Source organism: Bacillus sp. DHT2, assembly GCF_026241455.1.
In the GTDB taxonomy this organism is placed as follows: Bacteria; Bacillota; Bacilli; order Bacillales; family Bacillaceae_G; genus Bacillus_A; species Bacillus_A pseudomycoides.
In genome coordinates this window covers 23,460-48,802 of the sequence record NZ_JAPHWH010000022.1, presented here as the reverse complement: position 1 = coordinate 48,802, position 25,343 = coordinate 23,460, and the positions used below count along the sequence as shown (strand labels likewise).

The window sequence follows — 25,343 nt, the reverse complement described above, 5'->3', positions numbered from 1 at the left end:
AAAGCAATAAATAAATGGGAAAATATGAGCCATGACTCCTCTTTCCGAACAGCTTATGAGGCTCGCGAGAAGCTACTTCTTGATGAACAAGCTAAGCTGGCTCACGCTCGTGAAGAAGGCTTAGAGGAAGGTTTAGAAAAAGGGATTCAAAAAGGACTTCAAAAGGGTATCCAAAAAGGACGAGAAGAAGGCATTGAGCAAGGGAAAGTTCAATTAATATGTGGTATGCATAAGAACGGTATGCCGTTAGAAGACATTGCGAAATTCACTGGTCTAAGTACAGAAGAAATACGAAAACTACTATTATAATACGTACTATTACAAAAGCTTTGCGAATTGTTTCGCAAAGCTTTTTACTATGAATTTTAAAGAAGAAAGACCTTTGTTAATCCAGACATTATCAAAACATGTTTCAGACCAAGATGCTGAAAGTATTACAAATGCATTTTATCTTGATAGAAAACCTCAATCAAAAGAACAAAAAGAACTTGTAGCCAATCACTACAAGTTCTTTTTGAGATAATGTTAATAAGGGACAAACAAACTATTTCAACAGAAACATAGGGGACACTATTTGATGACTGGTTTGACAACTTCATTATATAACAAATATTAACATTTGAAGATTTTAATTTCGAATATTTTGTGAATTAAGAAAACGGGGTTCTGGTACAAAGATAAAATTAAAGAGAATATAGCTCATATATTTCTAACGGAATTCTATTTTATGCTGTAAGCCCAAACAATCGATGGATGAATTCTTTCTGGTTTTGGACAGACTGATTCCGTAAATCAATCTGTTCTTTTTTAATCATATGCATAGCTTCCACTCCTGCAAGAATGGATGTAGCTGTGCCAAAAGACTTGAACCCTAACATAGAACGAACACGTTTCTTAATAAAACGATGATCTTGTTCCACTATGTTATTGAGATATCTAACTTGCCTTAGTTATATGCCTTCAGGCATATCTAATTGAGGTCCGTATTGATGAACCCAGCGCATAATGGTTGTGTGAGCGATAATCCTCTTTCCTCCATCATTTCCACCAGGTTACGAAAGCTCAAATTGTACCGCAGGTACCATCTTACTGTTAATAAGATCAGTTCAGGCTGATAATGTTTCCACTTGAATAGATTTTTCTTTTCCATACTGATCACGTCCTTTTTTAGAATACTAGTATCAGTATGTCCAAGTTTCAGAGGTTAGTTACATAAGTCTTATAGTTTTTGCACCAGAGCCCAAAGTTGTAAAGCAAACCCTAACTTATTATGATCTCTACGATAGCGTTTAATAATTTCGATATCATGTGGAGACAAGGTGTAATAACTTCCTAATTCATACTCACTAATTTGTTCTGAAATGGATACAAACTCTAAGCGTTGATCTAGTGTCAATAATTCTCTTGCACGTTTTGAGGACATATTTTTCTCCTTTCTAAAATGTAAGGAAATACTTTGCCTAATGTAGCTTTGAAATAAAGTTTGATAAATATGAAGTTACAAACCTTTATTTAACAGCAACTACAAAAGCTCTATTTTGAAAAAAGGTTGATTAAAATGGAGTTACTCTTTTTAGCTATATATGAGATTTTTATAAAAAAGTTTGATTAATTTAATGTTTCTTATTCCACTAACAAACTATCTTGAATTTCCATTATTTCCGAAATTAGTTATTCAAGAATATGTCCGATACATAAAGAATGAGCACAATTCTTGTTACAGAATTGCGCCCGAGTGTGGAAGGTACTTTTTTAGGAGGAATTGTTTAACCCCTTAAGCTCATCGAAATCTGCCGGTCTACAAACCCAAATTCTAAATATAATTTCCAATTACATCTCATGAACTGACCTAGGATATCCCATCAGCTAGTTTTCTTTACCTACTTGGTGAAAGTTGCTCTCCAACTGTAATTTTTCAGTGTGAACGAACATATTCGCTGCTGGCATTTGTACTTGATTCCCATGGAATATAGACATTAGTTCAAATCTTACTTGCCTGGAAGTTTCAAAATACTCCTCAGGTTTAACCAAACCTACAATACAAAATTCATACCCAACATATTTAAGATTTGGATTTAAGTCTGTAACACCAATATAGTGAAATGATTCAACAACCTCTTCCTCTATCCTATATAGGCTTTGATCCATTTTTTCATTGCATATAACACATAATTTTTCTAACAATTCCTTTATTCTTGTAGGATCTTCCTGATAACTTACCGTAATCCGTTCAATCACCCGCATCCAGCCTTTATTAAAATTTTGTATCATTCTAATCTCTCCATGCGGGATGGTAAGGAGTTTTCCCGACCATTCACGAATTTGCATAAAGCGAATACTGATTTCCTCAATGGTACCTGAACTTGTTCCGTTAAAAGTAACAAAATCGCCGACCCGAAACTCTTTGTCCGTTAATCTTGCGAACCCTAATATAACATCTTTTAGCATCTGTTGTGCAGCAAAACCGACAACAACTCCGGCAATCCCTGCACCTGCAAGAATACCTTTTATATCTATAAATTGACTAATTAGAAAAAAAACAAGACTGATTAAAATTCCATACCTAAGAATTGATCGAATTACACTTTGAATCGTCTGTTCTACTTCTTCATCAAAAAAGCTTGACTTCCTAAAGAACCAATCAATAATACGGTTTATGACAAAGGAAAAAGTCATGAGGATCAAAGCAAATAGTATAAATCTTAAAAGTAAAAACTCCCTTACATAATTTAAAAATTCCTCAGTAAAGGTTAATAAATTCATCCATCCACTTCCTTAACTATGTTTTTTTGATTTTTATTCCCAGTTCATCTTCAACAATATGACCCTTTAACGAAACAACTTATTGTCACTCAACAGTTCCTTAATCAATTATTCAAATCCAGATGTTCTTTTCCTTTTTACTATAAATATACCCCTTTAGATAATCTAAAGGGGTATAACGGTGCAATTTTTTTATAATTTCAAATCCACACCTAAAGTAGGCTGTAGCTCAATGGATGTTGGATTGAAGTATTTTCTTGTCATGCTGGGGTCTCGTCAACTAAACGCGAATTTCGTACGCTAAGGAATTTCTAAGTTAAAAAACTTGGTTTTACCGTACATTAACAAAGTTCCATAAACGACATTTAATGTTTGTTATGGAACTTTGTTTTTGGTAATGAGTTTTAGAACTGGTTTTTGACCGTATTTCTTTCAGTTTTGTTAGAACTAAATAGAGTTCCTTAAACGGTCGTTTTTGGAACTTTAACACCGGATAAGTAAATTGAAAATTTATATCTTTAATTTTATTTAATCAAAAAAAATTGATTTATTAGTTGCATTATAAAAGAAACTTCACATATACTATTATTAATATCAAAAAAACTTGATGAAAGGAAGTGAATTATAAAGATGCAATCACATCAGTTCCAACAATATGAAAAAAAATTTAAGGCATTAGCTGATCAAAGACGTTTGGAGATTATGTACGAGCTTTGCCAACGAGGGAAAACATGTGTATGTGATTTAACAGAGATATTTGAAATACCTCAATCCAAGCTATCTTATCACCTAAAAATTTTATTAGATGCAGGATTAATTATAAAAGAAACAAAGGGAACATGGAGTTATTATGATTTAAATGATAAAGAAGTAGATAGTTTACTTTCAGAAGAGTTGTGTTGTGTTTTTAGAAAAACTGGAAAAGGTAGCTGTTGCTAGTTTTTCGCATCCTTTATATCAATTTTTTTTGATTTAATAAAGCCAGTAAGGAGGAATTAGTTATGAAATATGTACACGTAGGAATCAATGTTACGAATTTAGAGAAGTCAGTCGAGTTTTATGAAAAAGTATTTGGTGTATCACCAGTTAAAGTGAAAGTCGATTATGCAAAGTTCTTATTAGAAGTTCCAGGACTTAACTTCACGCTCAATGTAAAAGATGAGGTTAAGGGAAATCAGGTGAACCATTTTGGTTTTCAAGTGGAAACAGCTGAGGAAATTACAACTCATAAAGAAAGATTAGAAAAAGAAGGATTCTTTGCCCGTGATGAGATGAATACAACTTGTTGTTATGCAGTACAAGATAAATTTTGGGTAACAGATCCAGATGGTAACGAGTGGGAGTTCTTTTATACAAAAGCAGATAGTGCTGTCCATAAAATTGAAGATACAACATGCTGCACAACTCCTAACGGAGTGGAAAAAAATTCTTGCTGTTAATAGAGAAAGGAAAATAAAATGAAACATCTATCTTTTCTAGATCGATATTTAACACTATGGATTTTTCTTGCAATGGCTGTTGGTATTGGTTTGGGATTTGCATTACCTGGATTAGCAGATGGACTTAATAACCTGCAAGTCGGAACGACTTCTGTTCCACTTGCAATTGGTCTTATTTTAATGATGTATCCACCATTGGCGAAAGTACGATATGAAGAAATGGGCAGAGTTTTTAAAGATGTAAAGGTTTTAATCCTATCTTTAGTACAAAACTGGATTATTGGACCTGTTCTCATGTTTGTACTAGCAATTATTTTTCTTCCTGATAAACCAGAATACATGGTTGGACTCATTATGATTGGTTTAGCTCGTTGTATTGCCATGGTCATTGTATGGAATGATCTTGCAGAAGGTGATACAGAATATGCAGCAGGCCTGGTGGCATTTAACTCTGTATTTCAAATGATTTTCTTCCCTGTATACGCCTATGTGTTTGTAACAGTCATTCCTGAATGGCTCGGTATACAAGGAGCTGTCGTGAGTATCACAATGGCGGAAGTAGCTAAATCAGTGTTTATATACTTAGGTATTCCATTCTTAGCTGGTATGTTAACACGTTTTATATTAGTAAAGTTAAAAGGAAGACAGTGGTATGAAAAAGTCTTTATCCCTAAGATTAGTCCAATTACGCTAATTGCGCTATTATTTACGATTATTATCATGTTCTCTTTAAAAGGAGAAATGATTGTCAGTGTACCATTAGATGTAGTAAGAATAGCTATTCCATTATTAATATACTTCATTGTGATGTTTTTTGTTTCTTTCTTTATTGGGAGAAAAGTCGGTGCTAATTATCAGGTTACAACAACACTTGCATTTACCGCGGGGAGCAATAACTTTGAACTAGCTATTGCAGTGGCAGTTGGGGTATTTGGTATCCATTCTGGTGCAGCATTCGCAGCTGTTATCGGACCACTAGTAGAAGTGCCTGTTATGATTGCACTTGTAAATGTGGCTTTCTGGTTTAGACGTAAATATTTTTAATGGACAATAATAATAAATTTTACAACCAAGGTGGAAAACAACATGGAAAATAAAAAAACAATTTACTTTTTATGCACAGGAAACTCATGTCGAAGCCAAATGGCTGAAGGATGGGGAAAATATTATTTAGGTGATAAATGGAATGTATATTCTGCAGGTATTGAAGCTCATGGGGTCAATCCAAATGCTATCAAAGCTATGAAAGAAGTAGATATCGATATCACAAATCAAACATCAGACATCATTGATTCACATATCTTAAGCAATGCTGATTTAGTAGTAACCCTTTGTAGTCATGCAGATTCTATCTGTCCAGCTACACCACCACATGTTCCTCGTGTTCATTGGGGATTTGATGATCCAGCTGGAAAGGAATGGTCTGAATTTCAACGTGTCCGTGATGAAATTCAATCTCGTATTAAGGAATTTGCTGAAACCGGTAAATAATAATCCTTTAATTATTAAAATCTCGTACTAAAGAAAAAAGCCGATTATTCCTTTAACGTACAGGAAATTGGCTTTTTCTTTATGAAATTTTGCTTAGCGTACGAAATTCGCGTTTTGTTGGTGCTACCCCATACCCATCAACTTAAGAAAAATAAAGGCCCAAAAAAAGAAAAAATGAGCCGAACTCTTATGAATAACTGTGAAAAGGTAAAATTTTTGTTATGGGAGGTTTCTGAAAATCTTAGCTTGATGGGCATGCGGCAGCATCCCTTTTTAGCTGAAGATTTTTATTTCGATTCCTTTCTACCAACCAAAATGGATAGGACGGATAAAAGGATAAGAATACTTGCGCATACAATAGAGTTAATTATATTGCCTGCATTGAACAAGAAGAAAATAAAAATAATTGCCAAGGCAGCTGCAGCAAACAAAGTACTGTAAGGAAATAACCACACGCGAAAATACGGCATTTTAGAATACTGTTTACGCAACTTAAATTGTGCAAGGCAAATGCTAGTCCAAATGAGCAAAACAGTAAAGCCCGGGATAGACATCAAATAGCCAAAGACATGCTCTGGTGTAAGGAAGGCGATAAAAGATCCAATTAATAAACCAGTGCAACTGACAAGAACTCCCCAGACAGGAACACCGCGCTTAGTAAGACGCGAGAATAAAGCCGGAGCCTCGTTATTTTGTGCCAGAGAGTACAAAATGCGAGAAGTAGCATACATTCCTGAATTAGCAGCCGACAGCACAGCGGTCAATAAAATGAAGTTCATAATATGTGCTACACCTTGTAATCCGGTTGCAGAGAAAACCTGCACGAAAGGACTGCCTTGCTTTCCTACTTCGTCCCAAGGGATAAGTCCAGTGATGATGAGAATAGGTAATGTGTAAAATAAAACTACTCGGAACATGACCCCTTTTACTACTTTAGGAAGCGTCTGTTCCACGTTTTTCGTTTCTGTTACAGTTAATCCGATTAATTCTGAGCCTCCAAAAGAAAAGACAACTATTAAGAGTGCTGTGAAAATACTTCCCCATCCTTTTGGAAAGAATCCGCCGTGACTTGTATAGTTTGTGAAATACGCTGCTTCATGATTTGGAATGAAGCCAAATAATAAAGCAAAACCAAGCAAAATAAATAAAACCAGAGTAATAATTTTGACACTTGCAAGCCAAAACTCTATTTCACCGTAAAGTTTGACGCTAATCAAGTTGATAAATAGAAGAAGCACCGTACATGCTAAACTAAGCAGCCATAAGGGAGCGGATGGAATCCAGTATTGTAAAAAGCTACCCCCTGCCAAAACTTCAACAATAATAACTAAAATCCAGTCGATCCAGTAGAGCCAACCAACAACAAAGGCGAAACGAGAATCGAAAGCTTTTTGAATCATCCCTTGAATATTTAAACCCGGATAAGCAATAGCCATTTCCGCTATTGCGCTCATAACAATGAGAAGGAGAAACCCTGCAAATAAATAAGAAAAAACGATACCAGGTCCTGCAGCTGAAATCGTATCTGCACTTCCTTTGAAAATTCCTGTCCCAATCATCCCGCCTATCGCCATAAGTCTAATGTGGCGTGGTTGCAGCTCACGCTTCAGGCTTTGTTGTGCCATGTCTAATCCCCCCTTATAATAAGTAATGAAACAAAGTTAATATCTTTTTCTCGAAAGTGATTGAGGAACATCACTAACTGCTGCATAGTTCTTCTTAGGCGAACTAATATTTAAACTATACAATAATCTTTTTGATTTGGGCATATAATTTTGAAACGTATTTTCGAGAGAATATGGTGTACAAAGAAAAAAATAGTGGCGATTTTTTCATCGCCACTATTTTTTTCTATTTAGAACTATTTTTGAGTATTTGAATGTTTTTATCTCTTTCTCCACCATCGGAAAGTTCCTCTGAAAATTCATGGTCTGCTTTCTTTCCTAACAGGAGTTCAGATGACCGAATTGTGCTGGATGGCAAATTATTATTTGGTGCTGCCTGTTCATTCCATTTTCTCATCAAAATCACCTCTTTTTTATTATCGGATTTTTGTCATGATTTTATCCCGCTATTCGTGGGCAGTAAGACCCCTACCTCAAGATTTGGAGAAAAGCAAAGAAGATAGGTGGGGGATAACTGCCCATAAAAGCCCGATTGGTTCAACTAACCATCAGTGGGGGATGAAGAAAACCCCCACTGATGGAAGTTTCACTTTATTAAAAATCACCGATAAAAAAACGCTGGATTTCGTTTTCTTTAGTGGAGGAAGGATTTTAAAATTTACACACAGAATTATTTTGTTTGAAGAAAAGGGGGAAAAGAATTGAACCATGATTTTTATCGCTCATTATTTCCTATATTAGCTACCCACACACACCTAGCCAGTTGTTCCCAAGGTGCATTAGCAAAGTCTGTTTCAAAAGCTATTGAGGAATATCATAATAGTCTACTTCTGTCAGGGAGTAATTGGAATGAAGCAATAAGTAAAGTGGATGAGACTAGGGTGAAATTTGCTGAACTTATTGGAGCCGAAACAGGTGAGGTTGCTGTATTATGTTCTGTTTCTGATGCTATTTCTGCTATTGCAGCTTCCCTTCCTTATCAGCAAGAGAAAAATAAAATCATATTTACGGATATAGATTTTCCAACTGTCGGTCATATATGGTTTGCACAAGAACAATTTAAGGATAATGTTTCCGTTATTCGTTCTTCCAATGGGGAAATATCTCTGGAACAATATGAAAAAGAAATAACAACTGATACGCTTATTACATGTATTCCCCATGTAAATTATTACAACGGATATAAACAAAACGTTAGAGAGATTGCTGAGATTGCGCATAGAAAAGGCTCGCTTTTATTCGTCGATGCTTACCAATCAGCAGGACATATTCCGATTGATGTGAAAGAGATGGAGATTGATATATTAGCAACGGGAACTCGTAAATACATGTTAGGTATTCCCGGCGTAGCGTTTTTGTATATAAAAAAAGAACTAGCAGAGCAATTGAAACCAAGAGTTACTGGATGGCGTGGACAAGAGCAAGCATCTTCTTTTGACATTTATAATCCTGTTTTTGCAATGGGGGCTCGTCGATTTGAAACAGGTACACCTTCTTTTATAAGTATATATGCGGCTTATGAGGCACTAAAATTGTTACTTGAGGTTGGGATAAGTAATATTGAAACCTATTTAAAAGAGCTAACCCAATTCACCATACATTATGGACAAGAAAAAGGACTGCATCTCATTGGACCACAATCTATTGATAATAGGACGAGTCTGATGTCTTTTCATGTTGAAAATGCATCAAAAGTGGAAGCGATGTTAAGAGATAAAAATATTATTGTTTCTGCAAGAAAAGATGTTATAAGAATTGCCCCTCATTTCTATACCCTTAAAAATGAAATAAAATGTGCAATAGATGAACTTGTAATCTTAAAAAATAGGGGTTAAACAAATATTTACTCCAGCAAGCCTGAATTGCGGACCCACACAATACATAACGATCGGTTCTGGTGCGAAAACTTCAAGATAATTGCACGTAATCTCTAAATCTTGGACATACTGATACTATTACTCTAAAAAAGGTGCGTGATCAGTATGGAAAAGCGAAATTTATTCAAGTGGAAGCATTATCATCATGATATTATTTTGCAAACAGTAAGATGGTACCTACGGTACAACTTGAGCTTTCGTGATTTGGTGGAAATGATGGAGGAACGGGGCTTATCTGTTGCTCATACAACGATTATGCGTTGGGTTCATCAGTATGGTCCTGAATTAGACAAAAGAATCCGTCGTCATCTCAAGCAAACCAATGACTCTTGGAGAGTCGATGAAACATATATCAAAGTAAAAAGTCAATGGGTGTACCTGTATCGTGCTGTCGATTCGAAAGGAAATACCATCGATTTTTACCTAAGCAAAGCAAGAAACCACAAGGCTGCAAAGCGTTTCTTCAAGAAAGCTTTGCAGTCTTTTCATGTTTCACAGCCTCGTGTGATAACCATCGATAAGAATCCCGCCTATCCTGTAGCAATTGAAGAGTTGAAGAATGAAAAAAAGATGCCTGTAGGCATCCAAATAAGGCGAGTGAAATATCTTAATAACATCGTGGAACAAGATCATCGATTTATTAAAAAGCGAGTGCGTTCGATGTTAGGATTCAAATCATTCCGTACAGCCACTTACATACTGAGTGGCATAGAAGCGATGCATATGATGAAAAAGAAGCAACTTCATCAAGGGGGGAAGTCTGCCTAAAATCAAAAAGATTTCATTGATAAATTGTTTGGTATCGCATCATAATCTGTAATTTAGTAGGAAATTCAGGTCCTACTTTTTTTATAATTTATTTTTGCACCAGAACCCTTTTTTTCGAGTTATTCTGAGAAAAAATCCTATACTATTTTTATTAAGAACGAGAATTGAGATAAGTATATAAGATGGTTTGTTTCGGGATAAATAGCGAAATATCTAGAAGTAATTTGTATAAATCTAAGTATATTCAATACGCAATATGCAGGATTGCATGAGAAATATAGTTGCTATTTTCACAACTTGTAACTATAATGGTTACAGGTTGATTATATCCAATCAAACAACTAAAATCATCATGAATGGAGATGTTACATAATGGGTATGAAAAAAATAATTTTAGCTGGGGCTTTAGGTATCGCAACATTATCAGGAACGAATTTACCAGGATTAGAAGCAACAAAAGCGAGTGCTGCTTCTATTGAATCGAATTTCTCGACGTTAGAAGGACGAGTAGTAGAAGTGGATAATGGAGTGATTGTCGTAAAATCTAAGCAATATGAGGAACCTGTTAGTGTTTATATTGATTCACTATCAAATGTGAAAGTAGGAGATGAAGTAAAAGCTACTGGATCTATGATGCGTAATTTTACAGAATATATGGTTGCAACTGCAGTTGAAAATACTTCAAATAAGTTAGGTATGCACATGAAAGAAGATGGCTCACCTGATTATGTGATTGGGGAAGTATCAAAAGTAGCAACGATGGAGGATGAGGTAGAAGGTTCTACTAAATATGTCGTTGTTCAGTATCCATCGGTAAATGGGAAGAAAGCTATTATTGATGTGTACTTAACAAAGGGACAAGTATTTAATACGGGTGAGAAAGTAAAAATTGATATGAAGTATGTAGGTTGGGGCGGAATTTCTATTAACTGGAACACAACGGATCATATCGAAAAAGTTCATGAAGCAAAGAACAACATTGAAAATAATGATGATGTATGGATCTGGTCTTAATAAGGCGAATAAAAGTCGTTATTTGCGATTTATTCCAAACACAAATGTATAAACCGAATGTATGTAAAGTAAGAACAAAATAAATAACGTATCATGCAGTACCCATCTAATTATCATGTGTATGACAATTAGATGGGTACTTTTTTATTTACTCTACAATTAGGACAATCTATGGCCTCGCATATTTGTTTTTTATTTGAAGTTTGTGCGATTCAGTGTTCATATTCATTTTCAAGCGTGAATTGCATGTAAAATCGAAACTTTATCTGCAGTACATAATAAATAATTTTGTTTTACTGTTTTAATTACATGTGGTTTTAGAATAAAGTTGGATGAAAATCCTATATTAAAATAAAAACAGACCACTGTTCGATTTAAATGTTCCACGATATAATGATGAAAGTTTATGCCTAAATAAATATTTATATAAGAAGTGAGGTATTGTATGAAAAACAGAACCACAGACATTATTTTTATTATTATTGGTGCATTTCTTTTCGCGTTAGGTGTGAATTTGTTTGTTATCCCGAACGAGCTTGGTGAAGGAGGAGTAACGGGTATCACGATTATTACCTACTATTTATTTGAGTGGTCACCAGGCTTAGTTAACTTAATTCTAAATGCGATTTTGTTAATAGTTGGCTATAAATTTTTGAATAGGGTAACAACAATTTATACAATCATTGCTGTAGTTACCAACTCGTTATTTCTTCATTTGACAGAAGGTTGGAATATTGCTTCGAATGAAATGCTGGTAAATGCCATTTTTGGAGGAGTATTTATAGGGTGCGGGATTGGTCTAATTATTCGGGTTGGTGGAACAACAGCAGGTACTACCATCTTAGCAAGGATGACACATAAGTACTTAGGCTGGAGCATTAGCTATGGTCTATTGTTCTTCGATTTAATAGTTGCTTTTTCATCTTATTTCATCATTGGTGCAGAAAAGCTGATGCTGACAATTATTATGCTATATGTAGGAACTAAAGTGATGGAATTTGTAATCGAAGGTTTGAATCCCAAAAAGGCCATTACGATTATTTCTGATAAACCGAATGAAATTGCCAAACAGGTGACTACATCAATGGACAGAGGAGTTACCGTATACTCAGGTCATGGCTATTACACTAAAACCCCAAAGGACATTCTTTATATTGTTATTAATAAGCAAGAAGTAATAAAGCTAAAACGGATTGTTCAATCTACTGATCCGAATGCTTTCATCGCCATACACGATGTTCGTGATGTGTTCGGAGAAGGATTTGTAGATATTTCTAAGGCTTAATAAGAGGTTGATTTTAAAGAATTAGAATTTGTTTTTAAAAGGGCAGAAAATGATCAATCTATTTTATAAAAATAAATCCTAATGCTAAAATATGAGAATCTATTTTGATCAATTTTTATTCAAAATAGATTCTTTTTATTTATCGTAAAATGATGGCTTGTTGGGTATTATTTATCAACCTTTATTCCAAAGCTACATTACCACACGATCTGTTGTACCGTATGCTGTTCTAATGCGGAGTACATCTGGTTCTTCAACACCAGCATACGTAGTAGCTATGGTAACCTCAATAATTTCACTTAATGGATTTTGAATCTTAGCTAATTGTCATGAAATAATTAATTCTTCATTTGTTTTTTTGACATCGATACCTAGCATGTTTCCAAGGTCTTTCTGTATTAGTGTCATTAATCTACGATACAAAAGTACCATTTTAATAGAAAAATAAATTACATAAAATGAGGTACCTGGATTCTAGTTATAAAAAATTAAAACTGAACTTTATTAATATAATCATATTCCTCATTGTATTCCCATTGTATTGTGTATCATAGTAAAAATGTTCAATAAAATAGAATGCTTTTTCTTTGTAGAAATACGCACAAGCTAATTTTTGTAGTGGAATGTATATGAACACAAGTAAGTGGCTACTTGTCGAATTAGGCAGTTTGTCTCAAAAATAATTCTGTATATTTACAAACAAATACACATGGTCGTGTAAGGGGATACTTTCTGTCATTGGAAAACCGCTGATATAAAGGTGTTTTCAACCACTTACTTTCAATTAGTTTACATAAGAAATCTTATCGGTAGTTATAACGTGAGTGGAATTCCATATCTCAAAATGTATAGAGATATTATGTTATTGAGATGGAAAAGAGGAAATTGTTCCTTTTTAAATTATGTTTATAAATAACATTATAATGTAGACTTTTCTAGTATGCCTGTTGGATAATCATTTAAATAAGACTTAATATTGTCAGATTAAATTCTCTTTAAGTGCTAGTATTTATTTTGAGTTAAACTTTGTTCATATCTCATAACAAAGAGTATTCTTAGATTTTGAGATATAAGAGAAAAATACTAATTTATCTCCCTCCCCTTCTTTATAAAATTAACAATAATTTTCCATTGTTGGATTAGAGTTAAATTTGGTTATATGTATTAAAAAAGGAACCCACATGGGGTCCCTTTTTTTAACTTCCACTCTTTTTCAAAAGGTGCATATTTGCACTATATTTATTATAGGGTTTAATTCGCATAATATCGATATGATTAATATGTATTTGTAAAAAAATCAACGAATTCAAACTCTTGTTTGCTTATAATTTTGATAAGCTATTATTGGTTTCTTCGTCAATGTGATTGTAATGTTGTAAATAAGCACTATAATAGCTGCAGCAGAAATAAATAAAGTAATCCATTTTAAACCTGCGTCACTAAAAATCTTAGCTACCGGTGCAGCATTATTCAATGTATGATATGGTGCCATCCCTGTAATCACTAAAGACATTCCAATATACAGACATAATGCAATAATTAACGATATGACTACAGCTCTTGGTAAATCACGTTGTGGATTCTTGGCTTCTTCAGCTGCTGTAGTTAACGTATCATACCCAAATACTGCAAAGAATACAAGCGCAGCACCACTCATTACGCCGATAAAACCAAAAGGCATAAAAGGATGCCAATTGGCTGAATCAATGTAGAAACTTCCAACAGCAATTACTACTAAGATAATGCTTAATTTAATAATTACCATTAGAGTATTAAATTTTGATCCCCATTCCATGCCAAAAGTGAGTAATCCAGCAATAGCGAGACTTATTATAGCTGCAATTAAATCTACTCGATGTCCTTCCCCTGTACCTGGAGCCCCTTGAGCCCAAACTGGAATATGAATTCCGATTTGTTGAAGCAATTCTTGCATATATCCAGACCAACCAATAGCAACTACTCCTACTACTAAAATATATTCTAGTAAAAGATCCCAACCAATTAACCATGCTACTCCCTCTCCTAATACAGCATAGCTATAAGTATATGCACTCCCAGAAACGGGGATAAGTCCAGCAAATTCAGCATAGCATAGTGCAGCAGCTGCACTAGCTAGTCCAGCAATAATAAAAGATAAAATAACTGCAGGGCCAGCATGCTCAGATGCGGCTACTCCTGTTAAAACAAAAATTCCAACCCCAATAATTCCTCCTAATCCAATTGCAGTTAATTGCCATAATCCTAACACTCGATTTAGTCCAGTACTTCTAAGGCCCTCCTTTTGCAAATGATCAATAGACTTTTTTCTAATAAAAGCATTCATTTTTTTCCTCCTGAGATGTATAAAAATCAGAAAATAATTATAATTCTAATTATTCTATCGCAATTGTTTATTTTTATTCAATAGTTTTATCAATGAACACTTATGTTAAAAAGAGGGAATGCCTATTTTTTCACTTTAAATTAGTACAATTTCATAGACGTTCCACGGAATTTTCTGACTTTTAATTGCACGTTAAGTAATAGTGGACGAAAAGGTATACTCTATTAGGCAGAATATATAAATTGAATTGTATGGAACACAATTACAAATTCATCATTTGAGATTAAGAATTAGCAAGAGTTCGTCATTGCAATTCCAAGTGTATCCGTTTTGCTTCAAAATACAGAACCTGAATAAACTTTTTCGTATCGATACGAGTAGGTAATGTTGGCTCATTATTCAACTCTGCCATCTTTCTCCTTACAGTTGTAAAGTCAAAAAACCTAGAAGCGTAATTTTCGAACCTCGGGTTTAAAAAATCAGCAAGTCCCAGGGATGCTAAATGGTTTAATGATTGATAAATTGCCCTCCGAATCCGTTGTTTGGAGGCTTCAATCGATCTTTTTAATTCTGCCTCTTCAGCAGATTCTCCAAGTCTATTTTGAGCTAATTTCATAAAAATCTCTTTTAGAGAGGGAAACCCTTGTTCTAACGTTTTATCTTGTTCATATTTATATAAATAATCCAGCATGTCCATTAAATCTTTACTTCCGCTTTCACTAGCTATCCCTAATTCGGATAGAAGAAAATGAATGGAATTTCGAAAATGGTTGGAAGTACTTATATGCTTTTCATTACGGTATTTTTCCTGCGTACTTTGATCACTATCCAATGTAAGTACCATATTGAGCGATTCTTGAATGTTTTTTATCGATTTTTCCAATCGGATACGTTCGATGACTTTCTGAACGACTGTTAATACTTCAATCCGGTTAATCGGCTTAATAATATAGTATTCAACACCAAGCGAATACGCTTCAGCAATCAATTCTTTTGATTCTACTTGAGAAACCATAATGATTTTCCCTTTAAACGACGGTTTTATTTGACGGATTGTTTTTATTCCATCTTGAATCGGCATTAACAAATCGATAAATAAAATGTCTATATTTTTCAAAATTAGCATTCGTTGATCTAACAATGAGCCATCCTCAGCTTCTCCTACAACCTCCCCAAGATCCGCATCCTCGATAATTTGAGCCAACATTGAGCGAACCGCTTTCTCATCATCTACTATATAAAAATACATAGAATCACCCTTTCGCAATGATATGATCAATCCCTAATCTAATTATAAAAATCGATCCTTTTCCTTCGGTTCTGTCCTCAAACGTAACATCACCTTCAAGTTGTTCGACCATTTCTTTTACATACGATAGTCCGATACCTGTTGATGGGTTACCTGCATCATCATATTTAGAAGTAAACCCAGGTTCAAAAATTGACTCTTTATACTTTGAAGAAATACCGGGACCGTTATCTCCTATTCGAAATTCAACGAAATGTTGGTCTTTATTAATGTCAATTGTGATGGTTCCCATATCTTGGATAGCTTCTACAGCGTTTGCAACGACATTGTTTATAATTGATAAAATTGTGTAAATATGATAATGAGGATGCACGCCATCAATCTTATACACAAATTGGATGTCTTTCTCTAGTAACCGGGCGTATTTCTCATTTGCTCGAATAATGATGTTTACTAGTTCGTGTATGGACATAGAATCTGTAAAACTTTCATCAGAAATCAGCTTCGAAAGTCCGGCAAAAATACGTTGGTTATCCTTTTTAACGTCATGGACTTCACCAGCAATTTTTAATGCCTGCTGCCGTAAATTCTCAACCCGAAAGCCCATCCGTTTATTCTCTAAAGAGTCTAAATTTTTATATAAATCATAAGATTTTTTTGTTATATTTTCAGCATCTTGCAACGTTTTTTTTAAATGAACAGCGTCTTCATATAAATTGGAGATGAGCATAAGCATGTGTTCATTTTGTTTTTTTATTTGTCTCTCCCTTGACTGCGCTTCATACAATTTCATCATATTGAAAAAGCTTAGAACTATAAAACTATGGGAAAATGCGGTAATGATTATTTCATTTAATGCCTCTGGCGTGATAGTTGTTTTTAATACGAAATATTGAATCATTAATTCCGCACAGTCTGATAATATTTCAATGACGCAGCCAATAAACCCAATCATCAATGGTTGATGATGAAAGCGTTCGACTTTCGCTAAGTAAAAGAGACAAGAATAAGTAAAATAAAAGAAAAAACTAGGATATTGGATATGGAAAGAAGCTATCCAATCCATATTCTCCTTTGTGATGACGTCCAATAAGATACGAAATGCTACAACCACTATTGCTGTTAAAAAACCCGGAAAAAATGCTGGCATTCGCCGAAATAATAACAAAAAAAAGAAAAATGTAGGTGCACCAAAGCTCATTCGAAATGTCTCATTTAAGGGAAAAGACTTTATTTCACCTACTAAGGGTACTGTAAATACCATCAAAATCAGAATATAGATGTCTTTTTTTACTAAATTACTAAGATTCAAAATAATCACTTCTCACTTTCGCCTAACAGTCAGTATACAAATCTATTAACATTAATACAACACTTACTCTATTATTTATAAAAAACTATAAATACGATATAAGCGAAAATATTGAACATTGTGAGTATTCTTATCATTCTTCTACTTTAAAACAGGAAGATGCTTTGTAATACAAAAATGTTCAGACACATTATATGGTCTGAACATTTTTGTATTCGCTCTGACACCAAAACATCCATGATACTTTTTAGAATATACTTAAATCCCATTCTTGTGCAATATGTTCCAATAACATAACCCCTGGTAAACTATTCCCATATTCATCGATGGCTGGTCCATAAATACCTATACCACATCCATCTTGAAACGGTAGTTCCCTCCTGGACCTTGAGGGGACAAGTGCCATAATCCCTCCGGACACCCCACTTTTAGCTGGCAACCCGATGAAAGCAGCAAATTTTCCAGAAGCATTGTACATACCACAAGTGAGCATTAAGGCTTTGGTTAATCTAGCAACCTCCTTAGGGAGGACTTGTTCTTTACGTATAGGATGATATCCATCATGTGCAAGTATGAGTCCTATTAAGGCTATGTCCTCTGTATTTATTTCTATAGAACATTGTTTCAAGTAAACCTCTAGTGCTTCCTCCACATCCGATTCTAAAAAACCATTCTCCTTTAAATAGTATGCTAAAGCTCTATTTCGATGGGCTGTTTGCCATTCAGATTGAAATACGTTTTCATTAATGGTGGGACGCTTCCCGATCATTTTTTCAATTAATGCGTAAAGAGATTCTAATTTTTCTTGTGCCGATGTTCCTGGTAGAAGCGAAGCTACCGTAATTGCTCCAGCATTAATCATAGGATTAAAAGGCTTTCCCGGTTTATGCAACTCTAAACGAATGATTGAATTGAAGGCATCTCCAGTCGGTTCAACATCAACCCGATCTAATACATAAGATATACCTCGGTTTAAACAAGCGGCTATAAAGCCGATTACTTTTGATATACTTTGCAGAGTGAAAGGTACCTCCCAATCCCCTGACTTTATCATTGTTCCATTTGGCTCTACTATACAAATACCTAATTGCGATAAATTTATCTTTTCCAAAGCGGGAATATAACTGACACTTTGTCCTTTAGCAGCATAGGATCGATAATGCGTTACCCATTGATCTAGATCTAAGTAAGCTTTTTTTTGATTTTCAATCTGAACGTTATACCCCTTTATCATTTAACTATGTTCCTCCGTCCTATTAATTTGGTACAGTATGAATTTTTCTTAATAGAGAATAGAAAATATAGTGCGAAAAAACACTGTCAAGGCTATTCCCTTTTCTAACTGATTGATAGGTAATGTTCTAAAGATATTGCATATTCAAGATTTATGATTTCTATCCCGTAAACTTACTATTTATAAACTATATGAATCTCAAGAATAATTGAACATGGTCAACTCAAAAAAAGTCATCTTTTTCTTACTCTACCAATCTATGTGGCAAAACATATATTCACTTGTTAGACCTATGATGTTTGGGAAATCGTTTTAAAGAGAAATACTATTACTTTTGCTGTTGTTCAGGCCCCTCTTTTCAGCATCTTAATATATTTGTAATATATTAACTCCTTTTACTATCCTGCATCCGTTAGTTATGAAAGAATTTATTTCAAAACTCTTAATTTACGACAATTGTTTTATTGTAATCAATTTTATTTGCCTAGAACCAAGAAAGATATTCAGACATATTACAGCCCGAATATCTTTTTTGTTACATACTTTTCTTTTTTGAAGTTGAAGTATCCTGATAATGCTCCCAACATTCAATATTTTCAAGCCCTTTGATACTTCCTTTATAAAAAGTAGGATCTTTACCAGCCTTTTTCTGTTTCATGTAATCCTGTAACGCAGCAAAGGCTATTTTTGATAGTAAGGTAATAGCAATTAAATTTATAATAACCATAAAGCCCATGAATAAATCCGCTAAATCCCATACAAGCTGGATTTTTGCAACTGAACCGAATACAATCATAGCTAACACACTTATTCGGTATACCATCAACCATAATTTACTTGTGTGTAAGAATCGAATATTTGTTTCTCCGTAATAATAGTTCCCAATTAACGCACCGAATCCAAATAGGAAAACAAAGATAGCAAGACAGCCCGATGCCCAAGGGCCAATATGTTCACTTAATGCTGCTTGTGTAAGTGCAATTCCATTTAGCTCTGGTTGTTTGTATGCATCAGAAAGTAAAATAATAAATGCTGTGCTTGTACAAATAATTAGTGTATCCGTTAATACACCAAATGCTTGAATAAGTCCTTGTTTCACCGGATGGCTTGTTGTTGCCGTTGCAGCAACGTTTGGCGCACTTCCCATACCAGCTTCATTTGAGAATAAACCACGTTTAACTCCATGCATGAGTGCTGCACCGATTGAACCGCCTGCTATTTGTTTAAAGCCAAATGCGTTTTGAACAATAAGAGAAAGAACTTCCGGCATTTTTGTTATGTTGGTAACTACAACAAATAATGCAACTCCAATGTATAAGACTGCTAGAAACATCACCTTGTATTCAGCCATTTTTGCAATACGCTGTACACCACCAAAGATAATCGCAGCGAAAGCAAGTGCCATGATAATCCCTACAGTTAAACGATCTGTACCAAATGAGTTCTCAAAAGCAATTGTAACGGTATTTGATTGTACAGAATTGAATACAAGACCGAAAGTAATCGTAATTAAAATAGAGAATATTACTCCCATCCAACGTTTGTTTAGCCCTTTTTCCATATAATAGGATGGACCGCCGCGGAAACCATCTTTATCTTTTACTTTATATATTTGCGCTAATGTACTTTCAACAAAGCTGGATGCTGAGCTAATAATCGAGATAATCCACATCCAAAATACCGCTCCAGGACCGCCTAGTGCAATCGCAATCGCAATTCCTGTGATATTTCCTGTTCCAACGCGAGCGGCCATACCAATACAAAACGCTTGAAAAGGAGAAATTTGGTCTTTAGAACTATCCTTCCCTTCCATTAACACACGGACCATTTCTTTTAGCATCCGAAACTGTACAAATTTCGATTTAAATGTGAAATAAATTCCGCAAACAACAAGCATAATAATTAACAATTTAGACCATAAAAAATCATTCGTTGACCCGACTAGATCCACCAAAAATTGTTCCATACCATCACCTCATATCAAAATTTTATATCCCCTAATCTATATAAAATCACCTTTATTTTCTGACATAACTAATCTCATTTCCTATACACATGCAACAAAGACAAAAATTTTCTATGAAAATGGTATTTCCTTGTTTATACGAATATCCATAACATGTAACTGTACAGCTGACATCTTGAAGGACCTGACTCTTCTACATATAGATGCTCTAGCTCCTCCCGCAAAATATAGTTTTTATCCAGAAATGTGGCTGCACCATCATGCTTGTTTCGTATGCCGGAGTTTTAAATTGGAATTATATTAATTCTTTTTGTCTCTTTTTATTAGTTGCACAGGGATATAAAATGAATTATCAAAAAATACAAATAATTATACACACTCTCACATTTGTTCTAGAATATAGTTTCTTTAGTTTATAATTAACGCTCCTTAGAAAAGCACTGGACTGCTCCCGTATTCCCTTCTAAATCAACACATAATATCAGTAGATCTCTTTCTCTTCACTTGTCTACAAATTTTTGCTACAGAACCTTCATTTAAATACTTTGTTTACATAAAATATTTTGCAAACTTTACTACATCTCAGGAATCTTTAATTCAATTTTCCTCTATAAATAAAAAAATCATTAATAGATTTTCTTAATATTAGATAAACATATAGAGAAGATCTTTTGCTGTTCATTTATTAAAAGAAGTGTTTGTTGGTGTAAATCAAGGTTGCAAACTCGCCCCTTACATGTTTGTAAATATCCAGTTTTATAGTACTCAATAGTGATTAAGTGATTTTTTGCTAATTTTCTTAAGAACATGGATATATCCCCTTTCTCACTACTAATCTATATAAATAGCCTGTAAGTAAAAGAATATAGGCTAGGTAAAAAATTCAAAAATCATCATTTGAAGCGCTTTCAAACCTAAACTAATAGAAACGTATCTTTAATTTATAATCAAAAGTACAGAATCTGACCAAAAAGTACAGGTTTTTATAAAAAAATTTTAAAAATATTTTAAAATTAATTTTGGTGCAAAAACTTCAAGGTAATCGCGGTTCTGTTGCAAAGTTTGAAAAAAGCATAAACAGGTTGGTAAATGAGGAACAATGTTTAGGAAGTAGCTAGTAATTGTTGAAGTTCATTGTACGTTGAAAAGGCGGAGTCTCTTTGAAGACTTCGCCTTTGTTTATATAGGGCATGAATGGTCTCGGTACCTTTTATCGTACGTGAAGCATGACGAAGATTTTGAAATCCTGCGGATTTGGCAAAACGTCTCTTTACATGCCTATGATCCTGTTCAATAAGATTGTTTAAATGTTTGATTGTACAATGGATTGTAGTTTGATAAAATCCTTGTTTTCTTAATTTGTTAAATGCACAAAGTAATGCCGGCGCTTTATCTGTAGTGAGAACCGTTGGTTCTCCAAAATGTTTTACTAATCTTTTCATGAAAGCATAGGCAGCCTGATGATCCCGTTTTTTACGAAGTTGAATATCCAATGTGTGTCCATCTTTATCAATTGCACGATAGAGGTAACGCTACTCTCCCTTAACTTTGATATAAGTCTCATCCAAATGCCAAGATAATCGTGCAGATTTATTTTTCACTTTCCAAATTTGATAGATGAGATTGCCATATTTATGAACCCATCGCATGATGGTTGTTGGGTGAACTGAAATACCACGTTCTTTCAGGATTTCAGAGACATCGCGATAACTTAAAGAAAAACAGCAGTAGTAGCCGACAGCTACTAAAATAATATCTTTCTTGAATTGTTTTCCTTTAAAATATCTCATGCCTGATTCTCCTAGATCCTGTTTTCTAGAATGTATCTTCATGTAGAAAACTTTGCAACAGAACCCTATTTAATCCCTCTCATTATACAAGCAATGCCGATAACAGAAGGGATAAACAGATGTTTTTTACCACTAATTTTTAGATAATCCTTAAAAAACACAATTATTTTGTGATTGCATGCAATATTCCGAGTTCATCTCGTGATAAAGAACCGGATGAAATTATATATTCTATAACCTTTTGTAAATATTCAATATTAATTTTCGGCCATTGAAAATCAATATTTTCTAATTTCTTTTGTGTCTTGATCGAATCTAATCCCACTACTTTATATCGCTCATCTATTTTTTCTCCTGATACCATGAGCCTTTGAATATCTTCTTGCCTATTTTCATCTTGAGATATTTTTAACATGAGTTGTTGGTACTCAGAATCGCCAAGAACTTCAACAGAATGCCCTATTTGTTTAAACATTTCCACCATATCTTTAAGTTCAAGCTTCTGATGATTATACATATGGAAAATATAATCATGAGCATTATCGATATCTATATTTGAAGTAACTAATCTAATAATTGCATTACTGCAGTAGTCAACGGGTGTGAATTCCACTTTACTTGATAATAAATTATTTGATACAACGCAGTATTGTAACACAAATTTAAGACGGCCCATAAATGCATTGTCTATAATATTAATTTGGTGCTGGCCATCACAATATCTATTAGTAAGATTACCTACTCGATAGATGGCTGCATTGGCCCCTTTGGATATCGCTTTGAACACCTCATGTTCCGCTAAAAATTTACTTTTCACGTAAACATTATCTTCATAATTTTGTTCAATATAAAAATCATTTTCCTGGAATACTTTTTCCTCTTCTCCTAGTGCAAACTGGCCAGACACACTCATTGTAGATATATAATGTAGCTTCTTATCATCGCCTACAAATGTTAGTATCTCTTTTAATGACTTAATATTTGCTCTCTCAAAATCAGCGTAATCTCCAAAGTGTTTTGTTAGAGCGGCTGCATGAATTACAGTCTTAATATTTTTATGAAGGGTTACATATATATCTTCATTTAGACCCAATCTCTTCTCAGCTAAATCTCCATTTACAATAAAAATCCGCTCATTTATTAATGCCTCATACTTAGTAAATTTGTCTTTAAAATAAAACCATAAATTTTTCAACAAACGTACTTGAGCTTCTTCTTCATCTCTTCCACGGACTAAACAGTACACTTTACACTTTGTAGTATCAAGTAATTGTTCTAATAAATGTATACCTAAATATCCTGTAACACCTGTTAACAACACAGCACTACTTTGGTCAAATCTTTGGTGAAATTTTCCTGTTTCTACTCTTTTCTTTGGTGGCTTTAAAAATTGTATCTGCGATTTATTCGATTGTGAATATACGCTAGTTCCATTATCGATTTTTTTCGCTATTTTACTTATTGTTTGTAATTCATAATAATCCTTAACTGTTACATTCCAGCCTTCGGATAATGTTTTCACTAATGTCTCCATAATTTTCATTGAATGCCCACCCAATTCAAAGAAATTATCATGTACACCAATTGTTGATTGGTCAATACCCAATACACTTGACCAAATTGTCACCAATTTTTTCTCCGTCTTATTGCGAGGTCCGATATGCTCTACACTTGCCTGGACTACACTATCCCATTTAGGTAAAGCTTTCGTATCAAATTTACCATTAATCGTCAGTGGTAAAGCATCCATTTTTACAACATGGGCTGGTACCATATAATTTGGAAGTTGCTCTTTTACATGTTCTCTCCATTCTTGCACACTTCCTTCACCTACGACATAAGCAACTAATCGTTTATCTCCATGTTCATTTTCTTGAGCCACTACAACGACCTCTTTAATCATAGGGTGTTGGCCTAATACGGTTTCAATTTCTCCTAATTCAATTCGGAAACCTCTAATTTTAACTTGGTTATCAATTCGACCAATATACTCCAAATTTCCATCTGGTAAATATTTAACGGAATCACCAGTTCGATATAACTTGGCATTAGAATCTCCATTGAATGGGTGCGGAATAAAGGATGCCTCTGTCAATTCAGGACGATTTAAATAGCCACGTGCTAATCCAACTCCTCCAATGCATAGTTCCCCGGCTACACCAATAGGCACAGGTTGCTGATTTTGATCCAATACATACACTTCCACATTAGAAAGCGGGCGTCCAATAGGAGGTTGACTATTTCCTTCATAAATTCCTGCCGTTGCACAAACTGTTGCTTCTGTTGGTCCATAAGCATTGATAAATATACGATTATTTGACCAACGTTTCGCAATTTCTTCACTACAAACTGAACCGCCAGAGACAACTACCTTGAGATGTTCAAATTTGGATTCATCTAAGACATTTAACACCGTCGGTGGTAAAGTAGCATGTGTAATCTTATTATTTTGTAAAAACCTCGTTAACGGTTCCCCAGGCATAACATCTTCTTGGCTACTTACACACAACGTTCCACCCGCCACAAGAGTTGTAAAGATTTCAAATACTGCCGCATCAAATGATAAAGATGCAAATTGGATCACTCTACTGTTTGAATTTAATTGCATTAGATCAATAATGGCATGAACAAGATTACATAGTCCTTTTTGTTCCAGTAACACACCCTTCGGGTTTCCAGTAGATCCCGATGTATAAATTACATAGGCTAAATTTTCTGGAGTTACTTCAATTATTGGATTAGTAATAATCTCCTGTGAAATCATTTCTTGATTTTCATCTAAACAAATACTCTCTATTCCCTCAGGTAACCATCCGTTCACATTTCTTTGCGTTACCATCAGTTTAATATTCGTGTTATCCAAGATGTACTTCAGGCGTTGTTCTGGATAAGTTGGGTCCAGTGGCACATATGCACCGCCTGCTTTCAAGATTCCAAGTAGACCAATAATCATTTCTACAGATCGTTCTACACAAATTCCAACCATCGTCTCAGGTCCTACACCTTTTTTCAGTAAGGAATGAGCCAATTGATTCGCTCTTTCATTTAATTCTCTATAAGTAAGTTGCTGATTCTTATATACTAAAGCTACTGCCTCTGGTGTTTGTGCGACCTGTTGTTCAACCAGTTCTTGAATAACGGATTCTGTCGGGTATTCTACTCTTGTATCATTCCATTCCTTTAGTAATTGTTTTTCTTCATCCACAG

General features: G+C 34.3%; 19 protein-coding genes and 5 pseudogenes. 11 read left to right on the top strand and 13 right to left on the bottom strand.

Going from position 1 to position 25,343, the window contains the following annotated elements; all coding sequences use genetic code 11:
* A pseudogene (locus ORL93_RS28675) lies at positions 1-309 on the top strand (Rpn family recombination-promoting nuclease/putative transposase); the annotation flags it as partial.
* A 73-nt stretch (positions 310-382) separates the two neighbouring features.
* On the top strand, positions 383-523 hold the full coding sequence (locus ORL93_RS28670) for a hypothetical protein (RefSeq protein WP_167535700.1): 141 nt from the start codon (positions 383-385) through the stop codon (positions 521-523).
* Between the two features lie 202 nt (positions 524-725).
* Here the strand turns inward: ORL93_RS28670 and ORL93_RS28665 are convergent.
* The 3 genes and pseudogenes from ORL93_RS28665 to ORL93_RS28655 all read right to left on the bottom strand — a co-directional run bounded on the left by ORL93_RS28665 (position 726) and on the right by ORL93_RS28655 (position 2,763).
* A pseudogene (locus ORL93_RS28665) lies at positions 726-1,150 on the bottom strand (DDE-type integrase/transposase/recombinase).
* 84 nt (positions 1,151-1,234) lie between these two features.
* Positions 1,235-1,423 (bottom strand): annotated as a pseudogene (locus tag ORL93_RS28660) (DUF4158 domain-containing protein); the annotation flags it as partial.
* Positions 1,424-1,866: 443 nt separating this feature from the next.
* Positions 1,867-2,763 carry a mechanosensitive ion channel family protein gene (locus ORL93_RS28655; protein WP_097795756.1) on the bottom strand — a complete coding sequence of 299 codons (897 nt, stop codon included), beginning with the start codon at positions 2,761-2,763 and terminating at the stop codon, positions 1,867-1,869.
* A gap of 630 nt (positions 2,764-3,393) precedes the next feature.
* On the opposite strand from ORL93_RS28655, the gene arsR reads away from it, so the two are divergent.
* The 4 genes from arsR (at position 3,394) to arsC (ending at position 5,693) form a co-directional block, all read left to right on the top strand.
* Entirely contained in the window at positions 3,394-3,702 is a 309-nt protein-coding gene (arsR, locus tag ORL93_RS28650) for an arsenical resistance operon transcriptional regulator ArsR (RefSeq protein WP_097795755.1), read from the top strand.
* A 62-nt stretch (positions 3,703-3,764) separates the two neighbouring features.
* Positions 3,765-4,202 (top strand): ArsI/CadI family heavy metal resistance metalloenzyme, encoded by a 438-nt coding sequence (locus tag ORL93_RS28645; RefSeq protein ID WP_097795754.1) that lies wholly within the window; start codon positions 3,765-3,767, stop codon positions 4,200-4,202.
* Between the two features lie 18 nt (positions 4,203-4,220).
* Entirely contained in the window at positions 4,221-5,246 is a 1,026-nt protein-coding gene (arsB, locus tag ORL93_RS28640; RefSeq protein ID WP_097795753.1) for an ACR3 family arsenite efflux transporter, read from the top strand.
* A 42-nt stretch (positions 5,247-5,288) separates the two neighbouring features.
* A complete protein-coding gene (gene arsC / locus ORL93_RS28635; protein ID WP_097795752.1) occupies positions 5,289-5,693 on the top strand; it encodes an arsenate reductase (thioredoxin) in 405 nt (134 codons plus the stop codon).
* A 287-nt stretch (positions 5,694-5,980) separates the two neighbouring features.
* Here the strand turns inward: arsC and ORL93_RS28630 are convergent, their stop codons facing one another.
* Entirely contained in the window at positions 5,981-7,318 is a 1,338-nt protein-coding gene (locus ORL93_RS28630) for an amino acid permease (protein ID WP_097795877.1), read from the bottom strand.
* 351 nt (positions 7,319-7,669) lie between these two features.
* Between ORL93_RS28630 and ORL93_RS28625 the strand changes: the two genes are divergently transcribed.
* The 5 genes from ORL93_RS28625 to ORL93_RS28605 all read left to right on the top strand — a co-directional run bounded on the left by ORL93_RS28625 (position 7,670) and on the right by ORL93_RS28605 (position 12,262).
* Positions 7,670-8,023, top strand: coding sequence for a hypothetical protein (locus ORL93_RS28625; RefSeq protein WP_265960137.1), 354 nt, complete (start codon positions 7,670-7,672; stop codon positions 8,021-8,023).
* The gene (locus ORL93_RS28620) at positions 8,020-9,153 is read left to right on the top strand and encodes an aminotransferase class V-fold PLP-dependent enzyme (protein ID WP_265960136.1); all 1,134 of its coding nucleotides are present in this window, start codon (positions 8,020-8,022) and stop codon (positions 9,151-9,153) included. The genes ORL93_RS28625 and ORL93_RS28620 overlap by 4 nt, the downstream gene beginning before the upstream one ends.
* Before the next feature lie 147 nt (positions 9,154-9,300).
* Positions 9,301-9,963, top strand: coding sequence for an IS6 family transposase (locus ORL93_RS28615; RefSeq protein ID WP_098909855.1), 663 nt, complete (start codon positions 9,301-9,303; stop codon positions 9,961-9,963).
* A 372-nt stretch (positions 9,964-10,335) separates the two neighbouring features.
* Positions 10,336-10,977: a hypothetical protein gene (locus tag ORL93_RS28610; protein WP_265960135.1), complete on the top strand. Its 642-nt coding sequence runs from the start codon at positions 10,336-10,338 to the stop codon at positions 10,975-10,977.
* Between the two features lie 445 nt (positions 10,978-11,422).
* On the top strand, positions 11,423-12,262 hold the full coding sequence (locus ORL93_RS28605; RefSeq protein ID WP_006097289.1) for a YitT family protein: 840 nt from the start codon (positions 11,423-11,425) through the stop codon (positions 12,260-12,262).
* A gap of 195 nt (positions 12,263-12,457) precedes the next feature.
* Here the strand turns inward: ORL93_RS28605 and ORL93_RS28600 are convergent.
* The 9 genes and pseudogenes from ORL93_RS28600 to ORL93_RS28560 all read right to left on the bottom strand — a co-directional run.
* A pseudogene (locus tag ORL93_RS28600) lies at positions 12,458-12,640 on the bottom strand (SunI/YnzG family protein); the annotation flags it as partial.
* A 928-nt stretch (positions 12,641-13,568) separates the two neighbouring features.
* Positions 13,569-14,585, bottom strand: coding sequence for an amino acid permease (locus tag ORL93_RS28595; protein ID WP_265960134.1), 1,017 nt, complete (start codon positions 14,583-14,585; stop codon positions 13,569-13,571).
* A gap of 304 nt (positions 14,586-14,889) precedes the next feature.
* Complete coding sequence (locus tag ORL93_RS28590; RefSeq protein ID WP_265960133.1) at positions 14,890-15,834, bottom strand: response regulator; 945 nt, start codon at positions 15,832-15,834, stop codon at positions 14,890-14,892.
* A 4-nt stretch (positions 15,835-15,838) separates the two neighbouring features.
* Positions 15,839-17,155 carry a sensor histidine kinase gene (locus tag ORL93_RS28585; RefSeq protein ID WP_265960132.1) on the bottom strand — a complete coding sequence of 439 codons (1,317 nt, stop codon included), beginning with the start codon at positions 17,153-17,155 and terminating at the stop codon, positions 15,839-15,841.
* A 238-nt stretch (positions 17,156-17,393) separates the two neighbouring features.
* On the bottom strand, positions 17,394-18,380 hold the full coding sequence (locus ORL93_RS28580) for a glutaminase (protein WP_265960131.1): 987 nt from the start codon (positions 18,378-18,380) through the stop codon (positions 17,394-17,396).
* A 535-nt stretch (positions 18,381-18,915) separates the two neighbouring features.
* Complete coding sequence (locus ORL93_RS28575; RefSeq protein WP_097795124.1) at positions 18,916-20,346, bottom strand: alanine/glycine:cation symporter family protein; 1,431 nt, start codon at positions 20,344-20,346, stop codon at positions 18,916-18,918.
* A 626-nt stretch (positions 20,347-20,972) separates the two neighbouring features.
* On the bottom strand, positions 20,973-21,155 hold the full coding sequence (locus ORL93_RS28570) for a YolD-like family protein (RefSeq protein WP_018783189.1): 183 nt from the start codon (positions 21,153-21,155) through the stop codon (positions 20,973-20,975).
* Between the two features lie 294 nt (positions 21,156-21,449).
* Positions 21,450-22,136 (bottom strand): annotated as a pseudogene (locus tag ORL93_RS28565) (IS6 family transposase).
* Positions 22,137-22,299: 163 nt separating this feature from the next.
* On the bottom strand, positions 22,300-25,341 hold the full coding sequence (locus tag ORL93_RS28560) for a non-ribosomal peptide synthetase (protein ID WP_265960130.1): 3,042 nt from the start codon (positions 25,339-25,341) through the stop codon (positions 22,300-22,302).
* Between the last annotated feature and the right edge of the window lie 2 nt (positions 25,342-25,343).